This is a genomic window from Pseudomonas sp. OA65 (assembly GCF_017498305.1).
Lineage (GTDB): Bacteria > Pseudomonadota > Gammaproteobacteria > Pseudomonadales > Pseudomonadaceae > Aquipseudomonas > Aquipseudomonas zanjanensis.
The window spans coordinates 68,866-85,623 of record NZ_JAGDEZ010000012.1 but is presented as its reverse complement, the minus strand read 5'-3'; the positions used below and the strand labels follow the sequence as shown (position 1 = coordinate 85,623).

Annotated in this window: 14 protein-coding genes; 2 read left to right on the top strand and 12 right to left on the bottom strand. The window is 62.6% G+C overall.

Annotated features, from left to right (window positions below; genetic code table 11):
* Positions 1-5 precede the first annotated feature (5 nt).
* The 5 genes from J3361_RS12980 to J3361_RS12960 form a co-directional block, all read right to left on the bottom strand.
* Positions 6-1,382 (bottom strand): L-serine ammonia-lyase, encoded by a 1,377-nt coding sequence (locus J3361_RS12980; RefSeq protein WP_207964926.1) that lies wholly within the window; start codon positions 1,380-1,382, stop codon positions 6-8.
* Positions 1,383-1,569: 187 nt separating this feature from the next.
* The gene (gcvP, locus tag J3361_RS12975) at positions 1,570-4,419 is read right to left on the bottom strand and encodes an aminomethyl-transferring glycine dehydrogenase (protein WP_207964925.1); all 2,850 of its coding nucleotides are present in this window, start codon (positions 4,417-4,419) and stop codon (positions 1,570-1,572) included.
* Between the two features lie 10 nt (positions 4,420-4,429).
* Positions 4,430-4,813 (bottom strand): glycine cleavage system protein GcvH, encoded by a 384-nt coding sequence (gcvH, locus tag J3361_RS12970; RefSeq protein ID WP_207964924.1) that lies wholly within the window; start codon positions 4,811-4,813, stop codon positions 4,430-4,432.
* A gap of 428 nt (positions 4,814-5,241) precedes the next feature.
* On the bottom strand, positions 5,242-6,750 hold the full coding sequence (locus tag J3361_RS12965; protein WP_207964923.1) for a sigma-54-dependent transcriptional regulator: 1,509 nt from the start codon (positions 6,748-6,750) through the stop codon (positions 5,242-5,244).
* Positions 6,751-6,969: 219 nt separating this feature from the next.
* A complete protein-coding gene (locus J3361_RS12960) occupies positions 6,970-7,875 on the bottom strand; it encodes a LysR family transcriptional regulator (protein ID WP_207964922.1) in 906 nt (301 codons plus the stop codon).
* A gap of 113 nt (positions 7,876-7,988) precedes the next feature.
* On the opposite strand from J3361_RS12960, the gene J3361_RS12955 reads away from it, so the two are divergent.
* Complete coding sequence (locus J3361_RS12955) at positions 7,989-8,867, top strand: MBL fold metallo-hydrolase (protein WP_207964921.1); 879 nt, start codon at positions 7,989-7,991, stop codon at positions 8,865-8,867.
* 194 nt (positions 8,868-9,061) lie between these two features.
* The gene (locus J3361_RS12950) at positions 9,062-9,676 is read left to right on the top strand and encodes an NAD(P)-dependent oxidoreductase (RefSeq protein WP_207964920.1); all 615 of its coding nucleotides are present in this window, start codon (positions 9,062-9,064) and stop codon (positions 9,674-9,676) included.
* A 9-nt stretch (positions 9,677-9,685) separates the two neighbouring features.
* Here the strand turns inward: J3361_RS12950 and J3361_RS12945 are convergent, their stop codons facing one another.
* The 7 genes from J3361_RS12945 to J3361_RS12915 all read right to left on the bottom strand — a co-directional run bounded on the left by J3361_RS12945 (position 9,686) and on the right by J3361_RS12915 (position 16,737).
* The gene (locus tag J3361_RS12945; protein WP_167352841.1) at positions 9,686-10,015 is read right to left on the bottom strand and encodes a GlpM family protein; all 330 of its coding nucleotides are present in this window, start codon (positions 10,013-10,015) and stop codon (positions 9,686-9,688) included.
* Between the two features lie 25 nt (positions 10,016-10,040).
* Positions 10,041-11,369, bottom strand: coding sequence for a sigma-54 dependent transcriptional regulator (locus J3361_RS12940; RefSeq protein ID WP_207964919.1), 1,329 nt, complete (start codon positions 11,367-11,369; stop codon positions 10,041-10,043).
* Positions 11,366-13,267, bottom strand: coding sequence for an ATP-binding protein (locus tag J3361_RS12935; RefSeq protein WP_207964918.1), 1,902 nt, complete (start codon positions 13,265-13,267; stop codon positions 11,366-11,368). The genes J3361_RS12940 and J3361_RS12935 overlap by 4 nt, the downstream gene beginning before the upstream one ends.
* Positions 13,268-13,483: 216 nt before the next feature.
* Positions 13,484-14,218, bottom strand: coding sequence for an amino acid ABC transporter ATP-binding protein (locus J3361_RS12930; protein ID WP_072395058.1), 735 nt, complete (start codon positions 14,216-14,218; stop codon positions 13,484-13,486).
* Positions 14,215-14,886 (bottom strand): ABC transporter permease subunit, encoded by a 672-nt coding sequence (locus tag J3361_RS12925; protein WP_014339892.1) that lies wholly within the window; start codon positions 14,884-14,886, stop codon positions 14,215-14,217. Before J3361_RS12925 ends, J3361_RS12930 begins: the two co-directional genes overlap by 4 nt.
* Positions 14,886-15,632: an amino acid ABC transporter permease gene (locus tag J3361_RS12920; protein ID WP_018614191.1), complete on the bottom strand. Its 747-nt coding sequence runs from the start codon at positions 15,630-15,632 to the stop codon at positions 14,886-14,888. The genes J3361_RS12925 and J3361_RS12920 overlap by 1 nt, the downstream gene beginning before the upstream one ends.
* A gap of 190 nt (positions 15,633-15,822) precedes the next feature.
* Positions 15,823-16,737, bottom strand: coding sequence for a glutamate/aspartate ABC transporter substrate-binding protein (locus J3361_RS12915; protein WP_207964917.1), 915 nt, complete (start codon positions 16,735-16,737; stop codon positions 15,823-15,825).
* Positions 16,738-16,758: the final 21 nt, after the last annotated feature.

Sequence of the window (16,758 nt, the reverse complement as noted above, 5' to 3'; positions counted from 1 at the left end):
GCGCGTCAGCATTCGATGATGTTGACCGCCAGGCCGCCGCGGGCGGTCTCCTTGTATTTGCTTTTCATGTCGGCGCCGGTCTGGCGCATGGTGCGGATGACTTTGTCGAGGGAGACGAAGTGATGCCCGTCGCCGCGCATGGCCATGCGTACCGCGTTGATGGCCTTCACCGAGCCCATGGCGTTGCGTTCGATGCACGGCACCTGCACCAGGCCGCCGATCGGGTCGCAGGTCAGGCCGAGGTTGTGTTCCATGCCGATCTCGGCGGCGTTTTCCACTTGCTGCACAGTGCCGCCGAGCACTTCGCACAAGGCGCCGGCGGCCATGGAGCAGGCCACACCCACTTCCCCCTGGCAACCGACTTCGGCACCTGAGATGGAAGCGTTTTCCTTGTACAGGATGCCGATGGCGGCAGCGGTCAGCAGGAAGCGCACCACGCCGTCCTCGCTGGCGCCGGGGATAAAGCGCATGTAGTAATGCAACACAGCCGGGATGATGCCCGCGGCCCCGTTGGTCGGGGCGGTGACCACGCGCCCGCCGTAGGCGTTTTCTTCGTTGACGGCCAAGGCGTACAGGTTGACCCAGTCCAGCACCGACAGCGGATCGCGCAGGGCGGCTTCGGGGTTCTTGCACAACTGGCGGTGCAACGCCGCGGCCCGGCGCTTGACCTTCAGCCCGCCCGGCAGAATCCCTTCGTTGCGGCAGCCCGCCGCCACACAGTCCTGCATCACCTGCCAGATCTTCAGCAGGCCGGCGCGGGTCTCGGCTTCGGGGCGCCAGGCGCTTTCGTTGGTCAGCATCACTTGGCTGATGGACAAGCCATAGGTGCTGCAATGGCCCAGCAGGTCCTTGGCACTTTTGAACGGGAAGGTCAGGGGCGTGACGTCTTCGACGATGCGGTCGGCGCCAGCGGCGTCTTCGTCCACGACAAAGCCGCCGCCGACCGAGTAGTACTCGCGGCTGCGCACTTGCAGTCCGGCGGCATCGAAGGCGCGGAAGATCATGCCGTTGGGGTGAAAGGCCAACGGCTTGCGGATCATCGCCAAGTGCAGCTTTTCATTGAATTCGATGGAGCGTTCGCCGAGCAGGTTCAGGCGACCGTTGCTGCGGATCTCCTGGAGCCGGGCGTTCACCGTCTCGGTGTCCACGGTGTCGGGGTGTTCGCCCTCCAGGCCCAGCAGTACGGCCTTGTCACTGCCGTGGCCCTTGCCGGTGGCCCCGAGCGAGCCATAGAGCTCGACCTTGACGCTGGTAATGCTTTCAAGCAGGTCGTCACGGCGCAGCCCCTCGACAAAACGGGCTGCGGCACGCATCGGGCCGACGGTATGGGAACTGGAAGGGCCGATACCGATCTTGAACAGGTCGAACACGCTTAACGACATGGTGTTTCTCCGGTTTCTTTTTATGAGATCGACGGTTTACAAGATTTGAAAACAGATTCCCTGTGGGAGCGAGCCTGCTCGCGAAGGCGGCGTGTCAGTTGACATCTGATTGGCTGACACATCGCCTTCGCGAGCAGGCTCGCTCCCACAAGGGAAGTCGGAGGGCGGATGGACCGCCCCCTCATGGTCAAGCGTAGCTTTCGATCGACGGGCAGGCGCAGACCAGGTTGCGGTCGCCGAACACGTTGTCGACCCGGCCTACCGGCGGCCAGTACTTGCCTTCGATCAACGATGCCACCGGGTACACCGCCTGTTCGCGGCTGTACGGGTGAGTCCAGTCGCCGACCAGTTCCGCCGCGGTGTGCGGGGCGTTCTTCAGCGGGTTGTCGTCTTTGTCCAGGCTGCCATTTTCCACCGCGCGGATTTCTTCGCGGATGCAGATCATGGCCTCGCAGAAGCGGTCCAGCTCTTCCTTGGATTCGCTTTCGGTCGGTTCGATCATCAACGTACCGGCCACCGGGAACGACATGGTCGGGGCGTGGAAACCGAAGTCGATCAGACGCTTGGCCACGTCATCGACGCTGATGCCGCTACTGTCCTTGAGCGGACGCAGGTCGAGGATGCATTCGTGGGCCACCAAACCGTTGCTGCCGGAGTAGAGCACCGGGTAGTGCTCTTCCAGGCGACGGGCGATGTAGTTGGCGTTGAGGATCGCCAGTTGCGAGGCGCGCTTGAGGCCCGCGCCGCCCATCATGCGGATGTACATCCAGGTGATCGGCAGGATGCTCGCGCTGCCGAACGGCGCCGCGCACACCGCGCCTTCCTTGCGTTCCATGTTGGCGTGGCCCGGCAGGAACGGTGCCAGGTGCGACTTGACGCCAATCGGGCCGACGCCCGGGCCGCCACCGCCGTGGGGAATGCAGAAGGTCTTGTGCAGGTTCAGGTGCGACACGTCGCCGCCGAACTTGCCTGGGGCGCAGAGGCCGACCATGGCGTTCATGTTGGCGCCGTCGATGTACACCTGGCCGCCGTTGTCATGAATGATGCCGCAGATTTCACGGATGCCTTCTTCGAACACACCGTGGGTGGACGGGTAGGTGATCATCAGCGCGGCGAGGTGTTCGCGGTGCTCGATGGCCTTGGCCCGCAGGTCTTCGATGTCGACGTTGCCACGGGCATCGCAGGCGGTCACGACTACGCGCATGCCGGCCATATTGGCGGTGGCCGGGTTGGTGCCGTGGGCCGAGGAGGGGATCAGGCAGATGTCGCGACGGTCTTCGCCACGGCTCTGGTGATAGGCACGGATCGCCAGCAGGCCGGCGTATTCGCCTTGGGAACCGGCGTTGGGTTGCAGCGACACCGCGTCATAGCCGGTGGCGGCGCAGAGCATGGCTTCCAGTTCGTCGGTCAGTTGCTGGTAACCGGCGCTTTGCTCGGCCGGGGCGAACGGGTGCAGGGCGCCGAACTCGGCCCAGGTCACCGGGATCATTTCGCTGGCGGCGTTGAGTTTCATGGTGCAGGAACCCAGCGGGATCATGGTGCGATCCAAGGCCAGGTCCTTGTCGGCGAGCTTGCGCAGGTAGCGCATCAGCTCGGTTTCGGAGTGGTAGCGGTTGAACACCGGGTGGCTGAGGATCGCCGATTGGCGCACCAGTTCGGCTGGGATGCGGCTTTGTACGTTGGCGGCCAGTGCGGCGAAGTCCGGCAGTGTTTTGCCGTCGGCCAACAGGCTCCACAGCGCTTCGATGTCAGCTTGGCTGGTGGTCTCGTCCAGGGACAGGCCCAGGCGTTCAGCGTCCACCACGCGCAGGTTCATGCGTTGGGCGCGAGCCTTGTCATGCAGGGTGGCGGTTTGCGCGCCGGTGTGCAGGGTCAGGGTGTCGAAGAAGCTCTCTTGCTCGACGTTCAGGCCCAACGTGGCCAGGCCCTTGGCGAGAATCGCGGTCAGGTGATGGATGCGATTGGCGATTTGTACCAGGCCCTTGGGACCGTGATATACGGCGTACATGCTGGCGATATTGGCCAGCAACACCTGGGCGGTGCAGATGTTGCTCGTGGCTTTCTCGCGGCGGATGTGTTGTTCGCGGGTCTGCATCGCCAGGCGCAGGGCCGGCTTGCCGAAACGGTCCACGGAAACGCCGACCAGACGGCCCGGCATGTCGCGCTTGAACGCGTCTTTGGTGGAGAAATAGGCCGCGTGCGGGCCGCCGAAGCCCAGCGGCACGCCGAAGCGCTGGGCGCTGCCGATGGCGACGTCGGCGCCGAATTCGCCCGGCGGGGTGAGCAGGGTCAGGGCCAGCAGGTCAGCGGCGACGGCCACCAGGGCGTTGGCGGCGTGGAAGCGTTCGGTCAGTTCGCGGTAGTCGAACAGGTCGCCATTGCTGGCCGGGTATTGCAGTAGGGCGCCGAAGAAACCGCTGACGTCGCTCAGTTCGCGCTCATCGCCCACCACCACGTCGATGCCCAGGGGCTCGGCACGGGTGCGCAGCACGTCGAGGGTTTGCGGGTGGCTGTGGACGGACGCGAAGAACGCGTTGCTGCCCTTGTTCTTGCTCAGGCGCTTGCAGAAGGTCATGGCTTCGGCAGCGGCGGTGGCTTCGTCGAGCAAGGAAGCGTTGGCGATCGGCAGGCCGGTGAGGTCGCTGATCAGGGTCTGGAAGTTCAGCAGTGCTTCGAGACGGCCCTGGGAAATTTCAGGCTGATACGGGGTGTAGGCGGTGTACCAGGCCGGGTTTTCCAGCAGGTTGCGCAGGATCGGCGCCGGCGTATGGCAGTTGTAGTAGCCCTGGCCGATGTAGGTCTTGAACAGCTGATTCTTGCCAGCGATGGCCTTGATCGAGGCCAGTGCATCGGCTTCGCTCTGGCCGTCGCCCATGTCCAGCACGCTGGTGCCCTTGATGCTTTCCGGGATGACGCTGGCGCTCAAGGCCTCCAGGGAATCGTAGCCCAGGCGTTCGAGCATGGCTTGCTCGTCGCTTGCACGCGGGCCGATGTGACGGGCGATGAATTCGTTGGCGGTGCCGAGATTAACGGTCATGGGGCGCTCCTCAGGCTTCGGCGTTGGCTTTGATCAGGCGGTCGTAGGCGTCTTGGTCCAGCAGTTGGTCCACTTCGGCGGCGTTGGCCGGGTTGAAACGGAAAAACCAGCCTTCGCCCATAGGATCTTCGTTGACCAGTTCCGGATTGCTTTCCAGGGCCGGGTTCACTTCGAGCACTTCACCGTCCAATGGCATGTAGACACCGCTGGCGGCTTTCACCGATTCCACGGTGGAGGCTTCGGCACCCTTGTCGTAGCTTTGCAGTTCCGGTAACTGAACATAGACCACATCGCCCAAGGCGTTTTGGGCAAACGCAGTAATACCGACAGTAACGCTGCCGTCGGCTTCGGTGCGCAGCCATTCGTGATCTTCAGTGAAACGCAACTCGCTCATGGAAACTCCTGGGGCCAGATTCGTCTGGTGGACGCGAAGAAAGGCGCGGGGCTTGGCCCGGCCGAATGGCAATACCCATAGCAAGAATGCGGCCAATGTCATTAATGGCTTATATATCAAGGATTTGAATGGTTTCGACAAGACCTGGAGTGACTTCTCTGTAGCGAAATCGCTACAGCTCGGCGCCTGGAAAAAATCATTGTGGGATCAAAGCCTTGCACCATGCAGGTTAGCGCGGCGTGTAGCGATATCGTTCCGCTGTAGCGCTTTCAGTACAGTGGAGGTCGTTTTTGACCAATTCCAAATACGCTGCAGATCAAATGTGGGAGCGAGCCTGCTCGCGATAGCGGTGCGTCAGTCAACATCTCTATTGGCTGTCACACCGCTATCGCGAGCAGGCTCGCTCCCACAGGAGGGTTGTGGTGGGCTTATGGCTTGTTGGAAATACCGTACTTGCGCAACCGATGGGCAATCGCGGTATGGGAGGTCTGCAGGCGGCTGGCCAACTGGCGGGTGGACGGGTAGTTGGCATACAAACTTTCAAGCAGGTGCTTCTCGAAGCTTTCCACAGCCTGTTCCAGGCTCTCGACTTCCACATCACCCTGGCGCGCCACCGAGGTGCCGGCAATGTCGAGGTCGCCGATGTCCACCAGGCTGCTTTCGCAGATGGCGGCGGCGCGGAAGATCACGTTCTGCAATTGCCGTACGTTGCCCGGCCAGCGGTTGCCCAACAGTGCCGGATACGTGCCGGGAGCGAGGCGGCAGACCGGGCGCTGGATCTGCGCGCAGGCCTGCTGCATGAAATACCGCGCCAGCAGCAAGATGTCCTGGCCGCGTTCACGCAGCGGCGGCACTTCGACATTGAGCACGTTCAGGCGATAAAACAGGTCTTCGCGGAACGAGCCTTCACTGACCATTTTCTCCAGGTTGCGGTGGGTGGCGCTGAGGATCCGCACGTTGACCTTGACTTCCCGGTCGCCGCCCACCCGGCGGAAGCTGCCATCGTTCAAGAAACGCAGCAACTTGGCTTGCAAGTACGGCGACATCTCGCCGATTTCATCGAGGAATACCGTGCCCTGGTTCGCCAGCTCCATCAGTCCCGGCTTGCCGCCTCGTTGCGCTCCGGTGAAGGCGCCGGGGGCATAACCGAACAGTTCGCTTTCCGCCAGGTTCTCCGGCAGCGCGGCGCAGTTCAGGGCCAGGAACGGTGCGCTGTGACGAGCGCTGATGGCGTGGCAAGCCCGGGCCACCAGTTCCTTGCCGGTACCGGTTTCGCCCTGGATCAGCAGCGGTGCATCCAGAGCCGCGACCCGCTGGGCCCGGGCCTTGAGGGTACGGATCGCCGGGGATTCGCCCAACAGTGCATCGAAACCTTCGGCGTGGTCGTGGTGCAGGGCCGACAAGCGTTCACCGATGCGGTTGGGCTGATACAACGTCAGCAGCGCGCCGGCGTCGGTGATGGGCGTGGCGTCCAGCAGCAAGGTCTGGCCGTTGAGGGTGACCTCCCGCAACGGCAGGCGGAAACCATTTTCCAGTAGGGTGCCGAGCAATGCCTCGTCACTGAACACCTCCGCCACGCTTTCCCCGGCCGGTTCACGACCGTACAGGGCGATCAGTGCCGGGTTGGCCAGCAGCACCTTGCCAACGCTGTCCAGGGCCAGCACCGGGTCGGTCATGGCGGCGAGCAAGGCATCGAGCTGCAAGTGCCGACGCTGGCCCGGCAGGATGTCCACCACCGTGACCGCCTGCACGCCGCGCACGCTGAACAGCGCCTCGCGCAATTCGTCGAGCACTTGCGGGCTGAGGGTCGGGGCGTCGATGTAGACGTTGGGCGGCACCATCTCCACCGCATCCAGATTGAGATTGCGCCCACCGAGCAAGGCCAGGACTTCCTGGGTGATGCCGACGCGGTCGATGAAACTGACGTGGATACGCATGGGGCGGTTTAGGGTTCTGGAGTGCGGAGGGTGGCCAGTATGCCTTGGGGCGGGCTGTTGGTGAAATCCCGACGCAGCCTTGAGAGCAACGGTGACCCCCCTGTGGGAGCGGGCTTGCTCGCGAAGGCGGTGTATCAGTCGACATCTAATTGGCTGACACTCCGCCTTCGCGAGCAAGCCCGCTCCCACAGTGGCGGTCGGCGGTGAGGCGGCTATCGTTTAGAGCCCCACATCCCACTCGGGCATCTCGGGAAACTTCAGCACCAAAAAATCCAGCAAGCTGCGCAGCGCCGACGGCATGTGCTTACGTGAGGCATACACCGCATACATGTTCATCCGGCGCGGTTCGGCGTGGGGCAGCAGGCGAATCAGCTCGCCATTCTTGAGGTGGGCGCCGGCCTGGTAGCTGGGCAGCATCGCCACGCCCGCGCCGGCTATCGTGGCCTGGAGCAAGGTGCTGGCTTCGTTGGCGCTGATATTGCCTTGCACCGGCACCGCGACCGGCTCGCCGTCCTGCTCGAAATGCCACAGGCTCTTGCCCACGTAGGAGTGGGTCAGGCAGTTGTGCCGGCTCAGGTCCTCCACGCGCAGCGGTGTCGAGTGCTCACGCAGATACTGCGGCGAGGCGCAGATCACCGAGCGGCAGACCGTAAGGCGGCGGGCGATCAGGTTCGGGTCCAGGTCGTTGCTCATGCGGATCGCCAGGTCGATGCGCTCGTCCACCAGATTGACGGTGCGGTCTAGCATCTGCAGGTCGACGCTCACCCCGGGGTAGCGCTTCACGTATTCGGCCATGGCGCTCGCCAGTTGGGCCTGACCGAACGAGGTGCTGGCACTGATGCGCAACATGCCCCGTGGCGCGTCGTCCGGGGCGCCGACGGCGGCTTGCATGTCGCCGGACAACTCCAGCATTTGTCGGCAGCGCGGCAGGATCTCCGTGCCGGCGGCGGTCAGGCTCAGTTTGCGCGTGGTGCGGTGCATCAGTCGGGCACCGACCCAATCCTCCAGTTCCGCCAGGTAGCGCGACACCACCGGCCGCGACAGGTCCAGATGCTCGGCCGTCGCCGACTGGCTGCCCAGGTCCACCACCGTGACGAACACCCGCATTGCTTGTAGACGATCCATGATTTGCCCGCTTTCAGAAACAAACTATGTCCCAGCATCGCATTTTTTGTAACGAGTCAGGCAACTAAGCTCAGTCTCATCCCCTGACGGGTTTTTGGACAACGGAGCACACCATGACCGGATTTATCCCACTCAAGCGCCTGCTGCTGGCAACCGCCGCCCTGGCCTTCACCGCCCAGACCTGGGCCACCGACCTGACGCTCGACGTCTACAACCCCGGTGCGGCGGCGGTTTTCCCGGTGACGTCGGTGCTGGTCAGTGGTGAGAAAGAGGCGATCCTGGTGGACGCCCAGTTCGGCAAGACCCAGGCCGAGCAGGTGGTGGAAAAAATCCGCGCCAGCGGCAAGCGATTGACCACGATCTACATCAGTCATGGCGATCCTGACTACTATTTTGGCTTGGAAACCCTCACCGCCGCGTTCCCTGAAGCCAAGGTGCTGGCTTCGGCGCCGACCGTCGAACACATCAAGCAGACCATGGACGGCAAGCTGAAATACTGGGGGCCAATCTTGAAGACCGATGCACCGGCCAAAGCCATCGTGCCCCAGGTACTCAAGGGCGACAGCCTGACCCTGGAGGGCCAGCACTTGCAGGTTGTCGGCCTCGATGGCCCGCAACCGGACCGCAGTTTCGTGTGGATTCCATCGATCAAGGCGGTGGTGGGCGGTGTCGTGGTGGCGGAGAACATTCATGTGTGGATGGCCGACACCCAGACGCCGAAGTCTCACAAGGATTGGCTGGCGACGCTGGATCACATTGAAAAGCTGCAACCGGCCACGGTCATTCCCGGCCATTACCTGGGTGAAAACGCCCGTTCCCTGGCCCCGGTGCGTTTCACTGCCGATTACATCAAGGCCTTCGACGAAGAAACCGCCAAGGCCAAGGATTCCGCTGCGCTGATCCGCGCCATGAAACTACGCTATCCGAACTTGGGTGAAGACAGTTCCCTGGAACTCAGTGCCAAGGTGGCGAAAGGCGAGATGAAGTGGTGACAAACGATCTGTAACTCGAGCGCTGTTGTGGCGAGGGGATTTATCCCCGCTGGACTGCGCAGCAGTCCCCTGATGCATCAATCGCTGCGATTGCTCAGGCCGGACGCAGGGGGTTGCTACGCAACCCAGCGGGGATAAATCCCCTCGCCACAAGAGCATGTATTTCTGACATCGCTAATTCATTGGAGAATCACATGAGCAAAATCGCAATCATCGGCGCCACCGGGCGTGCGGGTAGCCAGCTATTGGAAGAGGCCCTGCGCCGTGGTCACAGCGTGACGGCCATTGCCCGCAACACCGCGAAAATCGGCGAAAGGGCCGGGGTGGTCAGCAAGCAGTTGGACGTGTTGGACAGCGAGGCGCTGACCGCAGCCATCACCGGCCACGACGTGGTGATCAGCGCCGCGCACTTTGCCAGCGTGCCGGCCGACAAGGTTATCGCACCGGTGAAAGCCGCCGGGGTCAAGCGCTTGCTGGTGGTCGGCGGGGCCGGTTCGTTGCTGCTGCCGGACGGCTCTCGTGTGATCGACAGCGACGGCTTCCCGGAAGAATACCTGGCCGAAGCCAGCGCCGGAGCCTTGTTCCTGGATGTGCTGCGTCAGGAACAAGACCTGGACTGGACCTTCCTCTCGCCTTCGGCGGAGTTTGTTGAAACCGAGCGCACCGGGCAGTTCCGAGTGGGCAAGGACCACCTGCTGTTCGATAACACCGGACGCAGTTGGATCAGCTTTGCCGACTACGCCATTGCGATGATCGATGAAGTGGAAACGCCGCAGTTTTCGCAAAAGCGGTTTACCGTCGGTTATTGATCACAGGGATCAGCCGTGAAGCCGCACCCAGACGCTGACCAGCACCGTCGCCGCCATCAGCCAGGCGACGGCTGCTACGGCCAATGAGGCTTCGAGGCGCATGCGGTCGACCATCACGTACAGCGTTGCGAGATAGACGAAGTACGGAATGATCGACCACATGCCAAACACGATGGTGGTCTTCAGGTCGTCCACCGAGCGGCCCTTGCCGACGATGTAGTGGGCGATCAGGGCGAAGGTGGGGAACAGCGGCACCAATCCGGCGATGTAGTAATTCTTGGTCTTGGCGAGCATCGCCAGGATGACCACCACGGCGGCACCCAGCGCCGCCTTGAAAATCAGGTCCACAAATTCATATCCCGGGTCAGTGGCTCAGGCCATATTTTTTAACTTTGTCGAACAGTGTGGTCTTGGCCATGCCCAGTTCCTGGCTGGCCTGGGTCAGGTTGCCGCCGCTGCGCTGCAAGGCGTCCACCAGCAGGTTGCGTTCGAAGGCTTCCACCGCTTCGGCGAAGGCCAGGCCTTGGCTGGCGCCGCCGGCGCCGGAGCGCTTGAACGCCGGCAGGCCCAGGGCGTAGCGCTCGGCGACGTTGCGCAGCTCGCGTACGTTGCCCGGCCAGTCGTGGCTCATCAGGTTCGACAGGGTCTGGTTGTCCAGCTCCGGCACCGTGCGGTCGAAGCGCAGGGACGACTGCTGGAGGAAATGCTCGAACAGTTGCAGGATGTCTTCGCGCCGCTCGCGCAGGGGCGGCAGCTCCAGGGTCACCACGTTAAGGCGGTAATACAGGTCGCTGCGGAACTGCCCGGAGCGGCCCATTTCGTCCAGGTCGGACTTGGTGGCGGCGATCACCCGGCAATCCACGGCCACGCTCTGGTTCGACCCCAGCCGCTCCAGGGTGCGTTCCTGCAACACGCGCAGCAACTTGATCTGCAAGGGCAGGGGCATGCTCTCCACTTCATCGAGAAACAGTGTGCCGCCATCAGCGTGCTCGATCTTGCCGATCCGGCGTTTGCCGGCACCGGTGAAGGCATTGGCCTCGTGGCCGAAAATCTCGCTTTCGAACAGGTTTTCCGGCAAGCCGCCGCAGTTCAGCGCGACGAACTGCTTGTCGTGGCGCCGACTGAAATCGTGCAGGCAGCGGGCGACCAGTTCCTTGCCGGTGCCGGTTTCGCCTTCGATCAGCACGTTGGCCGAGGTGTCGGCGACGTTGGCGATCAGCGCGCGCAGGTGTTGCATGGCCGGCGAGCGACCAATGATCCGGCCTTCCAGGGAATCGCGTTCGGCCAGTTGCCGCCGCAGCGATGACACTTCCCGGGCCAGGCTGCGCTGCTCCAGGGCACGGCGGGCAACGTCGACCAGGCGTTCGGGAGAGAAGGGCTTCTCCATGAAGTCATAGGCGCCTTTTTGCATGGCGTCGACCGCCATGGAAATGTCGCCGTGGCCGGTGATCAGCACTATCGGCAGGCTGCGGTCCCGCGCCTTTAGACGGGTCAGCAATTCCAGGCCGTCGATGCCCGGCAGGCGAATGTCGCTGATGACGATGCCGGCAAAGTTATCGTCGACCCGCTCCAGGGCCTCTTCGGCGCTGCCCACGCCGATGCAGGGAATGTCTTCCAGGCTCAAGGCCTGCTGGCAGCCCAGCAGGACGTGGGGGTCGTCTTCGACGATCAGTACGCTCAGGTCGTGGTTCATAGCGGCTCGGCAGGTAAAAGGCGGACCAACGGTAGGTGGAGGACAAACGTCGTGCCACGCTCAAGCGGGTACTCGACGCCCAGGTGCCCACCCGCGGCGGCAGCCAGGCTCGCCGAGAGCGTCAGCCCCAGGCCCAGGCCCTGTTCGCCAGGCTTGGTGGTGAAGAACGGTTCGAACAAATGCTTGCGGGCTTCAGGATCGATGCCGTGGCCATTGTCGCGCACCCGCAGGCGATATTTGCCGTCGGCAGCCTGGCCTTCGAGCCACAGTTTCGGCTCGGGTTGCGTCTGCATGGCGTCCAGGGCATTGCCGATCAGGTTCACCAGGATCTGCTCCAGGCGGGTCTGGTCGATTTGCAATTGGACGTCATCGAAACCGCTGTGGATCTGGATGTCCAGGTTTTCCAAGCGTCCGCCCAGCAGTTGCAAGGCGGCTTCGACGGCTTTGCCCAAGCTCGCCCGGCCCTGGTCATCGCCGCGCCGGGCGAAGGCGCGCAGGCTGGCGGTAATCCGGCCCATGCGGTCGATCAATTCGTTGATGGTCTTGAGGTTGGTGCTGGCGATGTCCAGTTGGCCGCGCTCCAGGAAGCGCACGGTGTTGCCGGACAAGGTGCGCAGCGCCGCCAGCGGCTGGTTGAGCTCATGGGCAATACTGGTGGACATCTGGCCGATGGCCGCCAGTTTGCCGGCCTGGACCAGTTCGTCCTGGGCCCGGCGCAAGGTCTCTTCGGCCTGGCGCCGCTCGCGGATCTGGCCCTTGAGTCGTTCGTTGCTGGCGCGCAGGTCGGTGGTGCGTTCGGTAATCCGACGCTCCAGCTGATTGTTGGCCTCCTGCAGGGCTTCCCGGGCGGCGAGGCGAGTGGCGATGACCTTGCGCCGTTCGTTCCAGGCGATCAGCAGGAACGCCACCAGGGCGAAGGCCACGGCCACCAGGATGCCTTGGTTGATCGCCTGGCGACGCAGGTCTTCAAGAGGCGTCAGCAGGGTGAAATTCCATGGGGTATCGCTCAACGGCCGGGTCTGCGACAGGTAGCTGATGGCGCGCTCGTCGGACACCAGTTCGGTGTTGGCCGGGAAGGTCAGCTTCTCCATGCCTTCGGCCAGGCGCTCCCGGGCCAGGGGCACCAGTTCGTTCAGAGGAAACCAATAATATTGCAGGCTGCGGGCCAGGCGTTCCTTGGTCTCGTCGCTCAGGGGGCGCACCGACTTGAGCCGTCGCGCCGGGTCGCTGGACAGGATGATGATGCCGTTTTCATCGCTGACGAACGCTTCCAGCCGCGCCCGCTGCCAGCGCTCCTCCAGGGCCTCGAGGCGCACCTTGACCACGGCGACGCCGATGATCTTGCCTTGTTGCTCCAGGCCATGGGCCAGGTAGTAGCCAGGTTCGCCATTGGTGCTGCCGATGCCGTAGAACCGTCCGGGCTGGCCGCGCACGGCGTTCTGGAAGTAGGCGCGGAAGGACAGGTCTTCGCCCAGGTAACTGTCGACATCACGCCAGTTGCTGGTGGCCATGACTCGGCCGGTGGTGTCCATGACGTAGATGGCCCGGCTGCGACTGCGGCGGTTCAGGCCTTCGAGGTATTCGTTGACGGTCTTGCGATGCTCGGGCGTCGGGTCGTCGAGCAGTTGCGAGACACTCGATTCAAGCTCCAGCAGGCTGGGCAGGTAGGTGTACTTGCTGATCTCGCTTTCGACCGCACGGGCGTGCAGTTCCAACTGGCGCTCGCCATTCTCGGCGAGGCCGCGTACGCCATAGTGCTCGCTGGTCCAGAAGCCGAGGTAGCCCAGGCCGATCATCAACGCAATGACCAGTGGCGGCAGGAACAGATGGCGGATCAGGCGGGGTTTCACGGCGAGTGATGGCGGCGCGGCGCGATAAAGGGTGGGGTCGCATTTCATCACAGAAGCCTTGGGTCAACCAGTGTGGCGGCGGTCGTCCTTCGAACGCGGTCCTGTGGCGAGGGAGCTTGCTCCCGCTCGGCTGCGAAGCAGTCGCAAAACGGTTCATGCGGTATGCCAGATACATTGCATTTGCCGGTTTTGGGGCCGCTGCGCGACCCAGCGGGAGCAAGCTCCCTCGCCACAAGGATCAGCGCGCCTAAAGAAGGCGACGCTTTAGTGCTGCAGGATTTTCTCGAGGAAATGCTGCGCGCGTTCGGAGCGGGCGCTGATGTCGCCGAAGAACTCTTCTTTGGCGCAGTCTTCGATGATCTGGCCCTGGTCCATGAAGATCACCCGGTTCGCCACTTTACGGGCGAAGCCCATTTCGTGGGTCACGCACATCATGGTCATGCCTTCGTGGGCCAGCTGCACCATCACGTCGAGCACTTCGTTGACCATTTCCGGGTCAAGGGCCGAGGTCGGTTCGTCGAACAGCATCACCACCGGGTCCATCGCCAGCGCACGGGCAATCGCCACGCGCTGCTGCTGGCCGCCGGAGAGTTGGCCCGGGTGCTTGTGGGCGTGGGCCGACAGACCAACGCGCTCAAGCAATTGCAGGCCTTTCTTGGTGGCTTCTTCCTTGCTGCGGCCCAGCACCTTGATCTGCGCGATGGTCAGGTTCTCGGTGATGGTCAGGTGCGGGAACAGTTCGAAATGCTGGAACACCATGCCCACGCGCGAACGCAGTTTCGGCAGGTTGGTCTTCGGGTCGGCGATGGACGTGCCATCGACCACGATGTCGCCTTTCTGGAACGGCTCCAGGGCGTTCACGCACTTGATCAGCGTGGACTTGCCCGAACCCGACGGCCCGCACACCACCACAACCTCACCCTTGCTGACCTCGGTGCTGCAATTGGTCAGTACCTGGAAGTCCCCATACCACTTGTTGATGTTCTTGATAGAGATCATACGGCGAACCTTTTTTGCAGACGCTTGACCAGCAGCGAGGCGGCAAAGCTGATTGTGAAGTACACGAGACCTGCGATGATCAGGAACTCATTGGAGCGGCCGATGATGTCGCCATTGGCCCGCGAAGCATTGAGGAAGTCCACCAGGCCGACCGTGTAGACCAGCGAGGTGTCCTGAAACAGGATGATGCTCTGTTGCAGCAGCAGCGGGGTCATCTTGCGAAACGCCTGGGGCAGGATGATCAGGCGCATGACCTGGCCATAGTTCATGCCCAGTGCCTGTGCCGCGCCCATCTGGCCCTTGGGGATCGACTGCACGCCGGCCCGGACGATTTCGCAGAAGTACGCCGCCTCGAACATCATGAACGCCACGACGCAGGAGCCGAACGCACCGATCGGCGTGTCTTCGCCGGTGATCCAGCGCAGCACGAACGGCACCGCCAGGTAGAACCAGGTGATGACCAGCAGCAGCGGGATCGAGCGGAAATAGTTGACGTAGGCGCCAGCGATATTGGAGACCAGCTTGTTGTGGGACAGGCGCATCAGCGCCAGGATCGTCCCCAGGATGATCCCGCCGACGACACCCAGGGCCATCAGCTTGAGGGTCATCACCATGCCGTTCCACAAGCCGGGAATGGCCGGGATGATGCCAGTGAAGTCGAATTCCATTATTTACCCCCCACGGAGATCAGGCCGGGCACCGCGACTTTCTTCTCGACCATGCGCATGAGCAGCATCAGGCTCATGTTCAGGGTGAAGTAGATCAGCGTCGCCAGGGTAAAGGCTTCGAACAGGTTGGCCGAGAACTCGGCGGTCTGCTTGGTCTGCGCGAGCAGTTCCATCAAGCCGATCAGCGAGGCCACGGAGGAGTTCTTGAAGACGTTGAGGAATTCCGAGGTAAGCGGCGGAATGATGATCCGGTAGGCCTGGGGCAGCAGCACGTTCCAGTAGATCTGCGGCAGCTTGAAGCCCATGGCGCGGGCGGCGGATTCCTGGCCACGCGGCAGTGCCTGGATGCCGGTGCGTACCTGTTCGCAGACCCGGGCGGCAGTGAACAGGCCCAGGCACACCACGACGCTCAGGTAGGCCGAGGTGGTCGGGTTCAGGTCCTGCTTGTACCACTCCTGCATATCGGCGGGCAGCAGGTCCGGCACCAGGAAGTACCAGATGAACAGCTGAACCAGCAGCGGCACGTTACGGAAAAGCTCCACGTAGCACGTGGCGATACCCGACACCAGCCGGTTCGGCACGGTACGCATCACACCCAGGATCGAACCCAGCAGCAGGGCGATGATCCAGGCGACGACGGCGATGGCGATGGTCCAGCCCAGGCCGGCCACGTACCAGTCGAGATAAGTCTCGCTGCCCACGCCGGTGGACTTGAAGAACACGCCCCAGTCCCAGTTGTAATTCATTAGGGTCTCCCCTCAGATCGTTCGATATACAAATGCCCGCCTGGGGAAACTCCGTTCCCGCCCGGCTTGGAGGCCAGGCACACGCGATCGGCTCGACAGCCACCGGTTCGAGTGTTTCCAGATTTGCCAGCAGGGAGTGACCATCCCCTGAAAGGGCCGGGCCCCTTCAGGAGATAAGGTTAGTCAGAAATCAGGATTTCTTTTCGTCAGCCGCTTTGTCGGTCGGGGTGGCGATCAACTTCTTGAGCTCTTCGCTCATCGGGAAGTTGAGGTTCAGGCCTTTTGGCGGGATAGGCTGCATGAACCATTTTTCGTAGATCTTGTTGATCTCGCCCGAAGCGTAGGTGGCCTTGATGGCGTCATCGACAACCTTTTTGAACGGCTCGTCGCCCTTGCGCATCATGCAGCCGTAGATTTCGTAGGACTGTGGGGTGCCGGTGACGGCCCAATCATCGGCCTTCTTGGCCTTGGCGGCTTCGCCGGCCAGCAGGGCGTCGTCCATCATGAACGCGACGGCACGGCCCGATTCCAGCATCTGGAAGGATTCGCCGTGGTCCTTGGCAGAGATGACGTTCATGCCCATTTGTTTGTCGGCGTTCATGGACTTGAGGATGCGCTCGGACGTGGTGCCGGCGGTGGTCACGACGTTCTTGTCCTTGAGGTCGTCGAAATCCTTGTACTTGGAGTCTTTCTTGGACAGCAGCTTGGTGCCGATCTCGAAGATGCCAACGGAGAAGGCGACTTGCTGCTGGCGCTCGACGTTGTTGGTGGTGGAGCCGCACTCCAGGTCCACGGTGCCGTTCTGCACCAGCGGGATACGGGTTTGCGAGGTGACCAGGTTGTACTTGACCTGCAGGTTCGGTACGTCGAGCTCTTTCTTCAGGGCTTCGACGACTTTCAGCTGGATGTCATGGGCGTAGCCGACCGGCTTGCCGGAAGCGTCTGCGATGTAGGAGAACGGAATGGAAGCGTCGCGATGCCCAAGCGTAACGACGCCGGACTCTTTGATCTTTTTCAGTGTGCCGGTCAGTTCGGCTGCGAAAACCGGCGTGCTGATCAGAGCGGCAGCAATGGCTGCGCCCAGGAGATGGGGAACGATACGCATCGATGTTTCCTCGACATTGTT

Bases quoted from the DNA above. Each gene is read 5' to 3' on its own strand.
- J3361_RS12980 (WP_207964926.1), bottom strand. From the start codon at position 1,382: ATGTCGTTAAGCGTGTTCGACCTGTTCAAGATCGGTATCGGCCCTTCC.
- J3361_RS12920 (WP_018614191.1), bottom strand. From the start codon at position 15,632: ATGAATTACAACTGGGACTGGGGCGTGTTCTTCAAGTCCACCGGCGTG.
- J3361_RS12960 (WP_207964922.1), bottom strand. From the start codon at position 7,875: ATGGATCGTCTACAAGCAATGCGGGTGTTCGTCACGGTGGTGGACCTG.
- J3361_RS12955 (WP_207964921.1), top strand. From the start codon at position 7,989: ATGACCGGATTTATCCCACTCAAGCGCCTGCTGCTGGCAACCGCCGCC.
- J3361_RS12950 (WP_207964920.1), top strand. From the start codon at position 9,062: ATGAGCAAAATCGCAATCATCGGCGCCACCGGGCGTGCGGGTAGCCAG.
- gcvH (WP_207964924.1), bottom strand. From the start codon at position 4,813: ATGAGCGAGTTGCGTTTCACTGAAGATCACGAATGGCTGCGCACCGAA.
- J3361_RS12930 (WP_072395058.1), bottom strand. From the start codon at position 14,218: ATGATCTCTATCAAGAACATCAACAAGTGGTATGGGGACTTCCAGGTA.
- J3361_RS12940 (WP_207964919.1), bottom strand. From the start codon at position 11,369: ATGAACCACGACCTGAGCGTACTGATCGTCGAAGACGACCCCCACGTC.
- J3361_RS12915 (WP_207964917.1), bottom strand. From the start codon at position 16,737: ATGCGTATCGTTCCCCATCTCCTGGGCGCAGCCATTGCTGCCGCTCTG.
- gcvP (WP_207964925.1), bottom strand. From the start codon at position 4,419: ATGACCGTTAATCTCGGCACCGCCAACGAATTCATCGCCCGTCACATC.
- J3361_RS12925 (WP_014339892.1), bottom strand. From the start codon at position 14,886: ATGGAATTCGACTTCACTGGCATCATCCCGGCCATTCCCGGCTTGTGG.
- J3361_RS12935 (WP_207964918.1), bottom strand. From the start codon at position 13,267: ATGAAATGCGACCCCACCCTTTATCGCGCCGCGCCGCCATCACTCGCC.
- J3361_RS12965 (WP_207964923.1), bottom strand. From the start codon at position 6,750: ATGCGTATCCACGTCAGTTTCATCGACCGCGTCGGCATCACCCAGGAA.